This window comes from Kitasatospora sp. NPDC001660 (assembly GCF_053596725.1).
The window spans coordinates 1-15,057 of the sequence record NZ_JBSFGU010000030.1; the positions used below are offsets into that span (position 1 = coordinate 1).

At 72.3% G+C, this 15,057-nt stretch carries 13 protein-coding genes; 3 read left to right on the forward strand and 10 right to left on the reverse strand.

The features are described from left to right. Positions 1 to 137 precede the first annotated feature (137 nt). From ACWCXH_RS27125 to ACWCXH_RS27155, 7 genes are all read right to left on the reverse strand, one after another. Positions 138 to 656, reverse strand: coding sequence for a hypothetical protein (locus ACWCXH_RS27125; RefSeq protein WP_449804086.1), 519 nt, complete (start codon positions 654 to 656; stop codon positions 138 to 140). Next, positions 653 to 1,690: an SCO0930 family lipoprotein gene (locus tag ACWCXH_RS27130; RefSeq protein WP_449804087.1), complete on the reverse strand. Its 1,038-nt coding sequence runs from the start codon at positions 1,688 to 1,690 to the stop codon at positions 653 to 655. The genes ACWCXH_RS27125 and ACWCXH_RS27130 overlap by 4 nt, the downstream gene beginning before the upstream one ends. Positions 1,691 to 1,916: 226 nt before the next feature. Further along, the gene (locus ACWCXH_RS27135) at positions 1,917 to 3,359 is read right to left on the reverse strand and encodes an NADH-ubiquinone oxidoreductase-F iron-sulfur binding region domain-containing protein (RefSeq protein ID WP_449804088.1); all 1,443 of its coding nucleotides are present in this window, start codon (positions 3,357 to 3,359) and stop codon (positions 1,917 to 1,919) included. Beyond that, positions 3,356 to 4,261, reverse strand: coding sequence for a hypothetical protein (locus tag ACWCXH_RS27140; RefSeq protein ID WP_449804089.1), 906 nt, complete (start codon positions 4,259 to 4,261; stop codon positions 3,356 to 3,358). Before ACWCXH_RS27140 ends, ACWCXH_RS27135 begins: the two co-directional genes overlap by 4 nt. Before the next feature lie 165 nt (positions 4,262 to 4,426). Continuing rightward, on the reverse strand, positions 4,427 to 5,815 hold the full coding sequence (locus tag ACWCXH_RS27145; RefSeq protein WP_449804090.1) for a DUF1996 domain-containing protein: 1,389 nt from the start codon (positions 5,813 to 5,815) through the stop codon (positions 4,427 to 4,429). Positions 5,816 to 5,886: 71 nt separating this feature from the next. Beyond that, complete coding sequence (locus ACWCXH_RS27150; RefSeq protein WP_449804091.1) at positions 5,887 to 6,558, reverse strand: DUF4142 domain-containing protein; 672 nt, start codon at positions 6,556 to 6,558, stop codon at positions 5,887 to 5,889. A gap of 249 nt (positions 6,559 to 6,807) precedes the next feature. After that, the gene (locus ACWCXH_RS27155; RefSeq protein WP_449804092.1) at positions 6,808 to 7,461 is read right to left on the reverse strand and encodes a PucR family transcriptional regulator; all 654 of its coding nucleotides are present in this window, start codon (positions 7,459 to 7,461) and stop codon (positions 6,808 to 6,810) included. A gap of 995 nt (positions 7,462 to 8,456) precedes the next feature. Between ACWCXH_RS27155 and ACWCXH_RS27160 the strand changes: the two genes are divergently transcribed. Next, positions 8,457 to 9,386, forward strand: a complete 930-nt coding sequence (locus tag ACWCXH_RS27160) for a LysR family transcriptional regulator (protein ID WP_449804093.1) — start codon at positions 8,457 to 8,459, stop codon at positions 9,384 to 9,386. A 51-nt stretch (positions 9,387 to 9,437) separates the two neighbouring features. Here ACWCXH_RS27160 and ACWCXH_RS27165 read toward each other — a convergent pair whose 3' ends face one another. The 3 genes from ACWCXH_RS27165 to ACWCXH_RS27175 form a co-directional block, all read right to left on the reverse strand. Beyond that, positions 9,438 to 10,421, reverse strand: coding sequence for a hypothetical protein (locus ACWCXH_RS27165; RefSeq protein ID WP_449804094.1), 984 nt, complete (start codon positions 10,419 to 10,421; stop codon positions 9,438 to 9,440). A 51-nt stretch (positions 10,422 to 10,472) separates the two neighbouring features. After that, positions 10,473 to 11,012 (reverse strand): carboxymuconolactone decarboxylase family protein, encoded by a 540-nt coding sequence (locus tag ACWCXH_RS27170; protein WP_449804095.1) that lies wholly within the window; start codon positions 11,010 to 11,012, stop codon positions 10,473 to 10,475. Between the two features lie 120 nt (positions 11,013 to 11,132). Then, entirely contained in the window at positions 11,133 to 12,182 is a 1,050-nt protein-coding gene (locus tag ACWCXH_RS27175; RefSeq protein WP_449804096.1) for a helix-turn-helix domain-containing protein, read from the reverse strand. Between the two features lie 283 nt (positions 12,183 to 12,465). Between ACWCXH_RS27175 and ACWCXH_RS27180 the strand changes: the two genes are divergently transcribed. Then, on the forward strand, positions 12,466 to 13,701 hold the full coding sequence (locus ACWCXH_RS27180; protein WP_449804097.1) for a DUF4185 domain-containing protein: 1,236 nt from the start codon (positions 12,466 to 12,468) through the stop codon (positions 13,699 to 13,701). Positions 13,702 to 13,739: 38 nt separating this feature from the next. Further along, positions 13,740 to 14,780: an LGFP repeat-containing protein gene (locus ACWCXH_RS27185; RefSeq protein ID WP_449804098.1), complete on the forward strand. Its 1,041-nt coding sequence runs from the start codon at positions 13,740 to 13,742 to the stop codon at positions 14,778 to 14,780. The last annotated feature ends 277 nt before the right edge of the window (positions 14,781 to 15,057 follow it).

Consider the following 15,057-nt stretch of genomic DNA (forward strand, 5'->3'; position numbering starts at 1 on the left):
CTGGCACCGGGCGGGCGGCTGCTGCTCGTCGCCGCGACGGAGGAGCACCTCGACACCCCGCCCCCGACCCCGGGCGCCTGGGCCCGGGGAGTCCCCTTCACGTCATCACCGCCCGATCGATCGAGCGTTCGCCGGGGTCAGCCGGCCCCGGACGGATCGTGACCGGCATCAGCGGCATGAGTGTCATGGGCGGCGTGGTCGCCGTGCCCGATGTGGTCGGCGCCGCCCGTGACCACCCCGCCCAGCTTCGCGTGCAGGAGGTCGGCCGTGGTGTCGGACAGGACGACCACCCACCGGTCCCCCACCAGGTACGACCCTCCGTACGCCTCGGCCTCCGACGTCCAGGCCGTCTGGGCCCCGGCGGTCGGGAAGGTGGCGATCCAGACCTCGTCCGCGCCGAGGGTGCACAGCCCCTGACGGAGGTCCGCCGTGTCGGCGGTGATGTCGACCGGACAGCCGATCCGCTGGGCCAGGTCCTCCACCGAGGTCCGGGCGGCGTCGACCGACGTCCGCGTCGGGGCGAGCAACCCTCCTGGCCCGCCGACCAGTTCGACGACGCCCAGGACGAGCAGGACGGTCAGCGCGAGCCACTGGAGCGCGCGACGGACGGTCCTCTGCGGCCGGACGGCCGCCACGGTGGAGTCCCCGACCGTCACTTACCCGTCACCGGCTTCCCGGCGGGGTTGATGGCCGACCACAGGTTGTCCTTGCCGTTCCCGTTGGCGTCACCGGGGGCGTTGTCGCCCGTGTAGGTGTAGACGGGCTTGCAGTTGATGGACAGCTGCCAGGTGCCGTCGGTGCGCTTCATCTTGCCGATCAGTTTCGGGTCCACGCCCTTGACCTGGCTCGGGTCGACGGCGGGCGCCGGCTTCCAGGTCATCGCGCACTGGCCCTCGCAGAGGGAACGCATCGGCCAGGACGGGTCCTTGGCGTACTGGTACAGCGTCATGCCGCGCGCGTCCACCACGATCGAACCGAGCTGCGACTGGGTGGTCACGGAGACCTGGGCTCCACCCGGGGCGGGCTGCGCCGGCTGGGGCGTCGACGCCGCGCCGGTCGGCATCTCCGACGGGTAGGCCGGCGCACCGGTTGCCGCGGGGGCCGCCTTCTTGCCGTCGGGCGCCACGGCGAACCAGACGCCGCCGACGCCCTGGCCCTTGGTGTCGCCGGCCGCGGTGTCCTGCGCGTAGCGGTAGACCGGCCAGCCACCCAGCGTCAGCTGCTTCGATCCGTCGGCCCGCGTGACCTCGCCGATCGCGCCGGCGTCGATCCCGCTCCCCGCGGTCGTGCCCTCCTTGGTGACCGGCGGCCAGGTCTTGGCACAGCCGTCGTTGCAGTTGGACATCGGGGGCTTGGCCGTGTCCTTGTCGAACCGGTAGAGGGTGAAGCCCTGGCCGTCGGTGACCACCATGCCGAGCTTGGCGTCGTTGCGCACGGTCAGCGCTCCCCCGGCCTGGCCCGCGCCCGCCGACGCACCGGCGGACGGCGACGCGCTGCCGCCGCCGTAGGAGTCGTACGAACCGTAGGATCCGCTGCCGGCCGGCGCGGCCTCCTGCGCGCCCACCAGCTGGCCGGAACCCGACCCGGACGGCGTCTTGGCGCTGCTGCTCATGCTGCCCCACAGGGCCATCACCACGAGCCCGACCAGCAGCAGGCAGAGCCCGGCCAGTCCGTATCGCTTCGTCAACATGTTCCTTGCCTTTCCATCGGTGGAATCTGGCGTTCCATGGATGTGTGCGTCCCCGGTGATCCGGTCCGGCGTCGAACGCCGGTCCGCGGACACGGGATGTGGGTCTCGGGCTCGACGGCCCGCCGGAACCTCTCGACCGGCCCGCCGGCCCGACGGCCCGACGAGCGCCCCGGGCCACGCGGACCACGCTCGAAGCGGCGCCGCAGCGCCCGGGGCCGCGTCGGCCTCACTGCATCCGCAGCGCGAGCGCGGGACAACGGTCGACGGCTCGCGCCGCCTGGGAGAGCAGCCTCGCGGGTACGGGCATCACGCCCGCGGCAGGGAACCCGTCCGCCCCCAGCCGGATGACGTCGGGCAGGACGCCGGTGCACAGGCCGTGGGCCTCGCAGAGCGTCCAGTCGACCACGATGGTGCCGGCGCTCTCCACTTCCGGCAGCGGCAGGACGTCCTGCGACGGCCGCCCGCACCCTCCCTGGTACGAGTGCGCGACCAGGTCGTCGTCGAACACGGCCAGGGACGAGGCCACGAAACGGGCGGCGGCGTCGGGGTGGCTGCACGCCCCCCGTCCGGTGACCGCCCGCATGCCGGCCTGCACCCGGTCGAGTGCGCGCTGGCCACCGCCGCGCACCAGGTCCTCCAGGGACGCGGTCAGGTCGGGGAGCCCCAGGTAGCAGGGCCCGCACTGGCCGGCCGTCTCGTCCGCCATCCAGCGGGAGATCCTGACGACCTCCCACAGCGGACAGGTCGTCTCCGGCAGCGGCAGGATGGCCCCGGCGCCCAGTGCCCCGCCGAGGCTCCGGAAGGACTGACGGGACACGACGGCCGAGCGGGCCGCCTCGGGGGTCAGCCACTTCCCGTGGTAGCCGCCGACGAGGACCCCCTGTCCGACGTCCAGGCCGCACGCCGCCAGGACGGTCTCCAGCGGCACCCCGGTGGGAGTCTCCACCACGGTCGAGCCGGCGATCGTCAGCAGCACCGTTCCGGGTTCCTCGGGGGTGCCGATCTCCCGGTAGGGCAGCGCACCCCAGCGGGCCGCCACGGCGAGCTGGGCGTACGTCTCGGCGTTGGACAGCAGCGTGGGGGCTCCCCCGACACCGCTGTCGCTGGTGCGCACGCCGCCTCCCCGGGGCAGGGCGATCCCGTTGGTGATGCCGCGGGCGAGGGCGCTCCCCTCGCCCGTGACGAACCGCTCGGGCAGCCGCACCACCGTCACCGGCGGCTTCACCGACCTCCGTTCGGCCAGCGCCCGGCGCAGGGACTCCTCGGTGTCGGTCCGCGTGACGCCGATCGCCACCTGTTCCGCGTCCAGCGCGGCGGCCGCGATCAGCGCGCCGTCGACCACGAGGTGCGGGGTGCGCAGCAGCAGCGTGGTGTCCTTCAGACAACTCGGTTCTCCTTCCGTTCCGTTGACGACCACGACCGGCCTGGTGCGGCGCCGGGCGACCGCCTTGACGACCGCCCTGAGTTTCCGGGCGAAGGGGAATCCGGCACCTCCCCGGCCGCGCAGGTCCACGTTCTCGGCCAGCTCGGCCAGCTCCTCCGCGCGCAGTGTCGGCAGCTGACCGTGGACCACGAGGTGGGAGCGGTAGTCGACCCGGTCCAGGCTCTCCAGGCCGGCGAACAGGACCGGCCGTCCGAACCAGATGACGGGTGGGGGCAAGCCGCTCACCCGTCCTGCCGCCGACGTCCGAGTCCGATGCCGGCCAGGCCCGGCCCGGCGGCCATGGCCTGCCCCGCGGCCACCGGCACGCGCGGGACGGTGATCTCGGGGTTCGTGGCCGCCGGCAGGCGCGGGAGGGTGACCTCGGAGCCGTCGGCCTCCGGCGGGAGTGGCAGGGCGGGGGCCTTGCGCGGGCCGTTGCGGTCCTGGAGGACCAGCCTGAGCGTGAGCGCGACGGCCACGCCCACGACGGCCACGCCGTACAGCAGCACCACCCAGGAGGCCGCGAGCCGGCCCGACTGCAGCCCGTGGACCAGGCCCGCGCCCCAGGCCGGGTACGAGCAGAGGTGGATGACCCTCCACCGGCGCGCGTCACCCGAGCGGGCGAGCCTCCCGCGGGCCGCCCCGGCGAGCGCCACCGCGGGGAACAGGTAGCCGGCGGCGGTGCCCAGTCCGAGGACCACCGGGCGGGCCGGGTCGGTGAACGGCACGAAGGCCGCGAGCGCGCCGATCTGTCCCACGATCAGTTTCATCCAGACGTGCAGGACCAGGAAGACGACGCCGGCGACGCCCATCGCACGGTGGACGGTCTGCGCGACGAGCCGGTGGGCCGGCCTGAGGATCAGCCGGTCGGTCGCCGCCAGCCCCCACAGGACCGCGGAGGTGAACGACACGAGTGCGAGCACCCCGACGGCGTACGTCAGGAACGACTGCAGTCTGGGGTCGACCACGATGGCCGTCACGCCCAGGCCCGCCGCCAGCGGCGGCAGGAACGACCACGGGCTCGGCCGCCTGCGACCGCCCTCCGCGGGCTGGGCGCCCTCGGCCGCCGCTCGCGCCCGGCCGGCCCGCTCGACGCCCCGCGGTACCGGGCCGAACCGCCGTGACCGCCGCCTCTGCCCTCTCACCATTGCTGAGCCCTCCGGCCTCGTCCTGAACCTGCTGTCGAATCGGATGTCGGGGTCGCGGCGCCGGCGGCGGCGGGAGTCTCGATCGCTCCCACGCTCCGGGCCGGGCCCGCCCGTCGCTCTCCTGGAGCCGACCCTCCACGCGTCGGCCCGGTAAGGGGTGGGTCACTAGCAGCGACGCCCCTGGTTGATGCAACCGACCATCTGGTCCAGCAGACCCTGGTTCATGTTGTTGATGAAGTCACCGTGATCGGTGATCGGGTTGTGGAGCTGTTCGGGGAAGCTGTCGACGCCGAACCGGACCCCGGCCGGCACGTCGTAGGTGATGCGCTGCGTCAGTTGCGGGATCGCCTTGAAGTTCTTCGGGCACGCGCCCGACTTGTCGGAGAACGCCGTGTGGGTCCGGTGGTTGGCGCTGTCGATGTTCTTGCCGTCCCAGCAGTCCGGGAACTTCAGCGTCCGGACGACCCTGCTCCCCTGCGGGCAGATCGGGTACTTGTCGACGACCTGGCGGTTCTCGAAGCCCGTGCAGCTCCACGACGCATGGGCGTTCGCCGGCCCGTTGGTGAAGGCCTTGGCGTCGCCGGTGATGATGCGCAGGAACCGCTTCATCGGCTGGACGGGGTTCCCGACGCTGGAGGTGTACGTGATGTCCGCCTCGGCCGGCTGCAGGATCCGTCCCACGTTCTTGTCCTTGCCACCACCGGGCGCATTGGCGTCCTTCTCGTTGGTGCCGTCGAAGACGCGCAGGACGGGCCAGTAGTACGCCGACCCGTCGCCGTTGGTGCACGTGGTGCCCGAGGCGGCGAGTTTGTTGTTGGAGGCGAACGCGTCCGTGGCCACGTTCCCCACGTAGTCGTGCATGTGGTGCGCGCCGTTGCTCACACCGGGGGCGACGATCACGTTGTCGGGGTTGAGGTGGCGGTTCTCGTTGCGCCCGCACTGGGACGTGAAGGAGCCGGTGGCCGACCCCTTCGTGACGGGCGCCGGGACGTTCGGGGACACGCTCTTGATGTCGACGAACCCCTTCTTGGGGAGGGACTTCACCTGCGCGGCCGCCTTGGTCTGGGCGACGGCGCCGCCCATGCCGTCGGCACTGAACCCCTTGGCCGCGTCCTGCGCCACCAGGTCGTGCCTGATCGTGCACTTCGCCATGCCCGAGAGGTCCTTCGGCAGACCGGAGTCCGGACCGGCGCTGTCCGCCAGCTTCTTCAGGGTGTCCGCGCGCTTGTTGGCGAGATCGCCCATGACGCGGTTCTCGTTGTCGCCCGGGGCGGGCGCGGACATTCGGTTGTACGCGTCCGCCACCTGGACGTCGAGGTCGGCGAGGTTCTTGTCGACCGCGTCCTGGGACGCTTCCGGCACCTCGTTCAGGGCCACTCCGGCGTCGGCGCAGGCGACGGTGCCGAGCTGCGGGGACGCCGACGGCTCACTCGGGGGACGCTGGCCGGCGAAGGCCACCGCCGCGACGGTCCCCGCGGCGCCGGTACCCAGGATCCCCGCCAACAGCAGGGCACCGGCCCTTCGCTTCGACGTGCCACGCTTATGAGACTTCATGTTCTTCGCACTCCTCAGGCGGAATCAGGCCTGCCGAGCAGGCCACGGACAGCCTTCATCTGGGTCGTCGTCTAACGGGTCGATCCGGCGGGCGCCGGCGGGCTGCTCGCGGAGGGAGCGGCCGAACCGGTCGGCAGCGCGGTGAGCTTGTCGAACTTCACGAGTCCGGTGCCCTCCAGGACGTTCATGTGGTCGAGCACCGTGCCGTTGGCCGTGTTCGCCAGGTCCCGGACCGTGGAGTTCTGGGTGCTCGCGCGCACCTGGGCCACGACCGCGAACACCTGCCCGTGGGCGCTGCGCAGGATGTTCGCGAAGAGTTCGTCGAACTGCCCGCCCTGCGCGGCGTCCAACTGCTTGAGCCAGCCCTGCTGCTGCGCCGAGGGCTCGCTGGGCACGTTCAGGTTCAGGGTCTGGGCGGCGGTCAACACCGCCTTGTCGAGGTCGGTGTGGCCTTGGACCAGGTGCTCCCCGGCCGTCTTGACCTCGGGGCTGGTGCCCTTCGCGAGGGCCATCCGGCCTGCGGGGATCTCCCACAGTCCGGCCAGCCGCACCCGCTTGACGAAGTCACGGTCGAGGGCGGTGAGCGGCCCGGTGGGCGTCTGCACCACTCCTTGGTCGTCGCTCACCGGGGCGCTGCGGTAGGCGCCGGCCGACTTCGCCACCGGGTACACCAGGGCGGCCGCGGTGAGGATCATCGCGACGATGATCAGGAAGGTGGCGAACGACCTCGGAAGACGACTCACCCGGGGGAGGCCGTAGGCAGCCGCGGCCGTTTCCGGTCGACGCTTCTTCCTCAAAGATGACATGGGGCTCTTCCTCCATTGCACCCGGAGGCTCCCTTGCACCCGGAGGACGGGGCCGCGCGGAACCCGCGAACTGGTCCGGGTGGGCCTCGGTGGTCCGCGCGGTGAGGGCGGGGACGGTCCCGGGGACGGGCGTGCCGAGCGCCGTGTGCCGCCGGCGCGGAAACAGTCGGCGTCGGCGGGCGGGCCTCAGCGCCCGTTCGTCCGGACGGTCCGCTCGGGCCCGGAGGTCTGGAGCAGGGACAGCATCCCGGCTCTGCGCCGCAGGCGCGCGTACTCGGACGCCATGACCTGGATCTTCAACGCCAGCAGGAGCTCGAACCTGGCCCGGGGGTCGTTCAGACCGCTGCCGAAGATCTTCTCCAGGTTGCGCAGCCGGTTGCGGACCGCCTGCGGGTTGATGCGGAGCAGGCGGGCGGCCGGAAGCGTGCCGCCGCCCTCCAACCAGGCGAGCAGTGTCTCCTCCGCCCACTCCCGCTGCCGCGGTGTCATGTCGGCCAGGCGTCCGAGCCACTTGGCCGAGAGGTGGCTTGCCAGCAGCGGGTCCTGGAACAGCATGAGCGTCGCCAGGTGGTCCTCGACGAAGTGGATCCCACCGGAGGCTCCCTGCGGCACCATCGTCAGCAGCCTGCGTGCCCAGCCGAGCGAGACCACCGCGTCCTCGACCGGCACGACCGGCCCCACCACGGCGGTCCGGCCCTCCAGCCAGAGGGCGAGCGCCCGGGGCATGCCCGGCAGCGGGTCCGGGATCAGCAGGTAGGGCAAGCTCCCCTTGGTGCCGGCGACGACCTCCGTTCCGGAGAGGCCCGACGGCGGCGCCCCCGGCGACGAGTACAGTGCCACCGCCTGTACCGCGGTCGGCTCGGTGCGCCGCTCCCGGCCGCCGCGGGGACCGTGGCCGGTTCCGGTCCGTCCCGGCGTGCCGCCGTGTCGGGCCGTGCCGTTGCGATCTGCCGCGCCACCACGGCCGACGGCGCCTTCACGGCTCATCGTGCTGCTGTGGCCCGCCGTGCCACCGTGACCGGCGGGTCGGCGTTGCGCGGGTTCCCTGCGGCCGACAGCCCCCGGTAGGGCGAGATCGTTCACCGCGGCCCCCTTCCCGCGAGGCCGAGACTCCCGCCGCCCGACCCTTCCGGGAGCGCGCCGACCCGGATGGCCCGGGCAGGACGCGGCCTGACGCACCGCGACCCGGTGGCCGCCGTCCCGCCCGCAACCCTTCCCAACACGAAGAGTTCGTACGGAGTCGGCACCGGCGACCTGCTGCCGGAGCGTGTTTCCCGCATGGCGACGCCCCTCTCTCGAAACCGTCGGCCCCGACCGGGCCGGACATGTTTAGAGATGGGCCGCCGGAGGTTTCGTCCCGCCGCGTTATCAATCCGTTATCTTCTGCGTGGCGCCCACACCGTTGCCCACCACCGTTACCCACCACCGGAGACGCCACCCCGCAAGGGCCACCGGTGCACGCACCAACGGTCGCCCGACTTCCGTGTGCGGAAAGGCGCACCTGACGCAAGCTCGACTGCACGAATCCCTCACAACCGCACCCGGTCGGCGTCCACGCCTCTCGCGACACGGGTGATGACGTCCCATCAGATCACCACGATCACAGACCACTTCGCTCCGGTCAGGAGAGATCACCACCAGAACACGGACAGCCGCATTGAGCCCCCGAATCGACGAACGCCCGTTCGCCCCCGCGATTGTGCCGACCGAACAGGTATTCTCCGATTTGCTTGTAGTCTGTGCCCCCCACGAGGGGATGACAGGAACCGCGGAAGCCTGTCTCACGGCCCTCGGGCCCGAACACCCTGCACCACATCCACGCGATCGGGGCCGTGATGCGACTCAACCTGAACCAGCTGGCGATCTTCTCGAAGGTCATCGAATGTGGTGGGTTCTCCGCGGCGGCCCAGGTGCTGTTCCTGAGCCAGTCCTCGGTCTCCAAGCAGGTGCAGAACCTGGAGACGGCCCTGCGAACCGTCCTGGTCGACCGCTCCGGACCGAAGATCCGCCCCACCCCGGCCGGACGGGTCCTGCTCGCCCAGACCAAGGAGATGCTGGCACTGGCCGATCACGCCGTCGGCGCCGTCCAGGCGGCCGCGCGCTGGCCGATCGAACGCCTGGTGGTCGGCAGCACGACCGCGGTCGGCGACTACCTGCTGCCGGCGGTGATGCGGGAGCTGCGGCGCCGCGAACCCGACGGGCTGTTCACCGTGGTCGTCAACAGCCCCGAGTGCCTGGCCGACGCGCTCGAACAGGGCCGGATCGGCGTCGGCGTGGCAGACGGCCCGCTCCCCCCGGGCCGGTACGAGTCGCAGGAACTCACCAGCGACGACATGGTGCTGATCTGCGCGCCCGACCACCCGCTGGCCGCGCGGGAGGTCATCCCGGCCGAGCTGTCCTCCGAGTCCTTCCTCCTCCTCGAACCGGGCTCCCGGACCCGACGACAGCTGCTGGAGCTCCTGCACACCTGGGACCTCGTCGGCGCGCGCACCCTCGACCTGTGGGGAACGGAGAGCGTCCGGGAGGCCGTCCGCATCGGCCTCGGCGTCAGCCTGGTCCCCAGGCGCTCCGTCCGTTTCGAGCTCCTCCACGGCGTCCTCGCCGAACTCCACGTCCGCCCTGGCCCGGCCCCCCTCGCCGTCACCGCCAACTGGACCCTCGCCCGCCCCCTCTCCGGCTACGAGGAACTCCTGCTCTCCCTCCTCCACGAAGTGGCCGACACCCCCACCACCCCCCACCGCCCCGCCGAACTCGTCACCGACTGATCCCCACCCCCACCGGCCGGCGCGTCCGGACCGCGTCGTCGGCCGCCGGCCTCATCCCCAGGGGGAGGACGGGAACCAGAGGTAGCCGAGCCTGGCCAGCATCCGCACGTCCCAGTACACGACGGTGAAGACCCCGGCGACCAGGAAGGCCGAAGCGGTCAGCACGCTGATCCGGGCGGGCTCGGCCGCCAGCCTGCGCTGCAGCCGTCCGCCCGATCCGTAGGCGAGCAGCAGGAACAGCAGCGCCATGACCACGGTGTTGCCGACCGACTGCAGGAGGAACGCGCCGGCGCCGTAGACCGGGTCGTGGGTACCGGCGGCGTGCCGGAACAGGTCGCGGAAGAGCGGGTACGGCCGGCCCACCAGGAAGCCGCCGATCAGTGCGCCGACGAGCACCAGCGGTGCGTTCGGGAAGCGTCGGGACAGGCCGGCCAGCGGGTCCCTGACCAGGCCGACGGCGGCCAGGCCGAGCACGATCATCACGAGCCCGATCAGGCCGAAGGTCGCCATCGACTGGATCGACCGGGGCGTCAGGCCCTTGCCCGCAGCCGTCGAGAACTGCGGCATGTGCGTGCCGGCGAGGCCGACCAGTGCCCCGTAGGCCGCGGAGACCGGTGCCATGCCCGCGAAGATCCAGCCCAGTGGCCGGGCGATGTGCAGGAGCCTGCCGCGCAGCGACGGCGCCTGTCCGACCAGCGGACCGACCGCGCCGAAGGCAGCGATGTTGCACGCGGTGAACGAGCCGGCCAGCCCGGAGACGAAGGCGAACAGGATGCCGGAGAGCACCCCGGTGATCGGCGTGCCGTGCGCGTCGTGCCCGAGCAGGGCGTCGGCGCTGCTGAAACCGATCTCGTCGTCGACCAGGTTCGCGTTCCAGGCGTACGCCAGCAGGAGCCCGCCGGCGGTGCTGAGCAGCAGGGTGGGCCAGCGGCGCCGGGGGAAGTCCCCGGTGACGAACAGCGAGGTGCGGGAGGCGCGGTGGCGCGGGGTGTGGTCGGCCTGTGCCTTCGGCCGACCCGACGCGAAAGTGCTCATGGCAGCGACTCTCCTTCGGCAGGGCTCCGGTGCTCCGGGCGGCTCGGTGACTCAGTTCCCGCGGCGGTAGCCGGAGTCGACGATCCGCTTCGCCCCCGCGGCGTAGTAGCCCGGGTCCTCGGGGAGTTCGGTGGCCAGGCCGTCGACGTACCGGTTGTACATGCAGAACGCGGCGGCGATCAGAACGGTGTCGTGGATCTCGGTGTCGCCGGCGCCGGCCGCGCGGGCGGCCGCCACCGCCTCCTGCGAGACCGGCCTGGCCTGCGCCTGCACCTCCGCCGCGATCCGCAGCAGGGCCCGCATCCGCTCCGTGAGCGGCGCGGACGCGGGATCGGCCAGGGCCGCCTTCACCAGTTCCTCGCCCCCTTCCAACTGCGCTGCGGCGAAGGCGCTGTGGGCACCCGTGCAGAAGCGGGTGCCGTTGAGCCGGGAGACGTAGGCGGCGACCAGCTCGCGCTCGCCCCGACTCATCGGGGCCGGGTCCCGCAGCAGCGCGTCGGCGAGCATCCCCAGCGGGGCTGCGGTGTCCGGGCGCAGCGTCAGCAGGCCGCTGATTCCCGGCTGTCCGTTGTCGATGGTGATGTGCGGCACGGTGCACTCCCTTGTCTGGGAAGGACGGACGGCGTTCCATCGTCACGAGTGCCGCGCCGGTGCGCCAACTCCGAGATTGCCCTGGCTCCGCCGGCCGAGGCTGATCCGGCGAGGGGGCGGCTACCGGGTCTCCGGGGCCGTGTGCGGGGCGGGCTTTGGCCGGTAGCGCCGGAGGTTGTCGCCGACCTGGTCGAGGTACGGCCGGAGGGCCGCGAGCCTGGTCTCGTCATGGCTGCGCACCACCCAGGTGGCGGTGCGGTAGGCGGCGGCCAGGTTGAGCGCCGGATCGCCCTGGACGCCGTGCAGCTCCGGGGCGATGGCGCAGAGCATGCGGCCCATTGCGAGGATCGAGTCCTCGGCGGTGAACGGCGGGGTGGGGACGCTGTCCTGGCGGTCCGCCGGCAGGTAGTGGCGGAGCACCCGGGGCGTCCAGCGGGCGATGCCGTACTCGTCCTTGGCCGGGTCGCTCAGCTCGGGGTCGAACCCGCTCTCGGCCTTGAGCATCGCCGCGATCAGGGCCGGGGTGATCTCGGGTTCGGGACAGCCGGTGCCCGCCTCGATGATCAGCTCCCGGTACCGGGCCGGGATGTCGGTGCCGGGGTGCAGCCACCGTGCGGTGTCCCGGGGCGGGGCGGCCTGGACGGTGAGGGCCGTCAGCACGCCCGGCACGGCCGAGTCGCCCGGCACGCAGACGCCGAAGACCAGCGCGCACAGGACGGTCACGGCGGAACCGAGGACCCGGCGCAGCACGGCGGGCCGGCGAGCCGTCGTCACACCGGCCACCACCGCGGGCGGATCGGCGAACGGCACCGGCTCCCCGGCCGGCACCGGCTCGACCGCCGGAGGATCGACGGGCGGCTCCGCCTCCCCGGCCGGCGCCGGTCCGACCGCCGTCGGTGGCCGGGTGATCAGCCGGTACGTGCGGACCCGGCGCTCCTCCCACTCCACCGGGTCACCGCCGCACGCCGTCACGAAGGCGGCGAGCACCACGTCGCTCGGCAGTCGGCGGCCGGCGGCGGCTTCGGCGAGCGTGGAGGCGGAGTAGTTGGTGCGGTCGGCGAGCCGGCGGTACGGCGGGCTGCCGGCCTGGCGCCGCAACTCCCGCAGTTCGAGCGCGAAGAGCACCAGGGGACCGTCCCCGGCGTCGAGCGGCTGTTCCTGCCGTCCCACCTGCTTCTCCTCTCGGTCCGTCAGGGCTGGTGGCAGCCGACCGCGCATCCGGGCTTTGTCCGGCGTTTGTCCGAGCGGCTCGTCGGCTCGTGACAGCACGACCCGGACCGGGTTTGATGGGCGGCGCGCCCTCGCCTCGCACTGGTCATGCCAAGAATCAAACCGGTTCCGGGGGTGCCGTGACTCCGTTTTCCACCGGATGTGTCGTGTGCGGTAGTTCACATGCCGTCAACAGGCGCAGCATGCCCCGGTGACACACCATCACCCTCAGGAGGATCCGCCGATGTCCAACGCTTCCCGGCCCGACCGCGGCGAGCCCGGCCGCCGCACGGTGCTCAGGGCGGGTGCCGGCCTGACGATCGGTGCGGGTCTGCTCGGCACGGCCGCCGGCCCCGCCACCGCGAACTCCGCCGCCCGGCGCACGGCCACCGCCCCGCGCACGAGCGCCACCACCCTGGCGCAGAACGGCACCCCGCTCTGCGACACCCCCGGCGACTCCGCGAGCGCCCAGGGGCTCGGCTCCGGGGACCTCGGCATCCCCTACTTCCGGGAGCACGACGGCACCTGGGGGTACGTCTTCGGCGACTCCTGGGCCAACCCGGCCCAGCGCGACCCGTACCTCGGCTCGCCGGTGATGCTCGCGCAGTCGAACTTCGACCGCAGCGGCGGCTCGCCGGTCTCCTTCACCTGGGCGATGCCCACCGGTGGCCAGGCCAACCAGCTGTTCACCTACGCGCACCAGGCGGACAACGGCTACGGCTGGGAGTTCAGCCGCATCCCCAACGACTGCATCGAGTTCGGCGGCCGCACCTACATCCAGTACACCTCGGTGGCGACCTGGACCCCGCCGGCCGGCTACGACGGCTCCCTGATGTCCGGGGTGGCCTACTCCGACGACTACGGCGTGACCTGGCAGGACTACCCCTACCACTGGGCGGGCGACACCCAGGGCGCCAACCAGTCGATGTACGGGATGTGGTCCTTCGCCGGGATCGACCCGGACGGCTGGCTCTACATCTTCTCCAAGCGCTGGAACGGCACCCACCGCAACACCGGTGACGGCGGTGCGATCCAGCTCTTCCGGATCCAGCCGAACGACTTCCGGGCCGGGAACTTCGGCGCGCAGCAGAACTGGGCCTACCTCAACGGGTCCTGGCAGTGGACCACCGCCGCCCCGCCGTCGGTCATCCTCTCCGGCAACAACATCGGGGAGTTCTCCGTCAAGCGGATCGGCGGCACCTACTGCATGAGCTACTTCGACGTGACGGACTACTCGATCTGCACCCGCACCGCTGCCCGCCCCGACGCGGTGTGGACGGCGCCCAAGGTCCAGATCGCCGGCAACAACACCTTCCCGCCGAGCCATTGGGGCCGCCCCCAGCTCCCGTTCCTCTACGGCGGCTACATCCACCCGGGCAGCGCCGGCGCCAACTCCCTCACCCTGATCGTCTCTCAGTGGAACGGGACGCAGGGCCAGTCGCCCTACCGGGTGCTCCAGTACGACGGCATCAACCCGTGACCGTGGCCGAGCACGAACCGACAAGGAAGGGACAGCACATGCGCAACGCCACCGCCCGCCTCGCCGTCCTGGCGTCCGCGGCCCTGCTGGCCACCACGGGAGTTGCCGCCTCGGCCGCTCCCGCCCGGGCGCTGACCACGCGGCCGACCACCACACAGCCGGTCCCGGGCCCGCCGGACCACCTCCCCGCCACCGAGGCCGGCTGCAACGTCCCGCCGGACCGCGACATCGCCGTCACCCGCAAGGTGTACGAGGTCGGCCAGCGGATGAACGTGGACGACAAGGTGATGCTGGCCGGGTTCGAGACCGGCTGGGTCGAGTCCCACATGAACAACCTGTCCTGCGGCGACCGGGACTCGCTCGGCGTGTTCCAGCAGCGCCCGTCCCAGGGCTGGGGATCCCCGGACCAGTTGCTCAACGTCGACTACGCGGCGGGCAAGTTCTTCGAGGTGGCCCTGCAGATGGAGCCCGGCCTGCCGAACAGCACGCCAGGGCAACTCGCCCAGGCCGTGCAGCGTTCGGCGTACCCGGACCGCTACGACCAGGCGGAGGGCACCGCCCGGGCCCAACGCGACGAGGCGTTCCAGCCGTACGGGACGATCGGCGCCAAGTGGACCGCACTGGGCGGGGCCGGCAGCGTGGTCGGCCCGCCGGTGCGCGCCGAGGAGGACTCCTCGCTGGGCGGCCGGTTCCAGCTGTTCCAGAACGGGATCATCCTCTGGCACCCCGACGAAGCCCACCCCGTCTACGGCGACATCCTCAAGACCTTCTGGGCCACCGACGCCGAACGCCGCTGGGGCTTCCCCACCACCGACGAGGCCGACGCCGCCAAGGCCCCCAACGGCACCCAGGGCCGCTACCAGTTCTTCGAACGCGGCCTCTTCCTCTGGTCCCCCCAGACCGGGACCCACGAGATCCACGGCGCCATCGGCGACGCCTTCGCCGCCAACGGCCGCGAAGCCGCCCTCGGCTACGCCACCTCCGACGAGGTCGACGAGAACGGCGGCAAGGCCCAGCACTTCCAGAACGCCACCATCCACTGGAACCCCACCCGGGGCACCTGGATCACCACCGGCTAGGCCGGGCATCCGCCCTGCGGGGGCGCCTCACGGGCCCGGCGTGCCGCCTCCTCGCTCGCGGAAGCGACGTCCGTTACGGGTTCCCGCTCGCAGTGTCGACTGATTGACGGACAAGAGCGATGTGGCCGGTCGGCCCGACATCGTGTCGGGCCGACCGGCCACATCGGGTTGGCCGAAGCCGAATTGCCCTAGGGGTGGACCCCGGCGAGGTCGAGGTCATCGCCGATGCGGGCTCTTCCGCCTGCACGACCGCCACTACTGCGCACTCGCCCCGAAC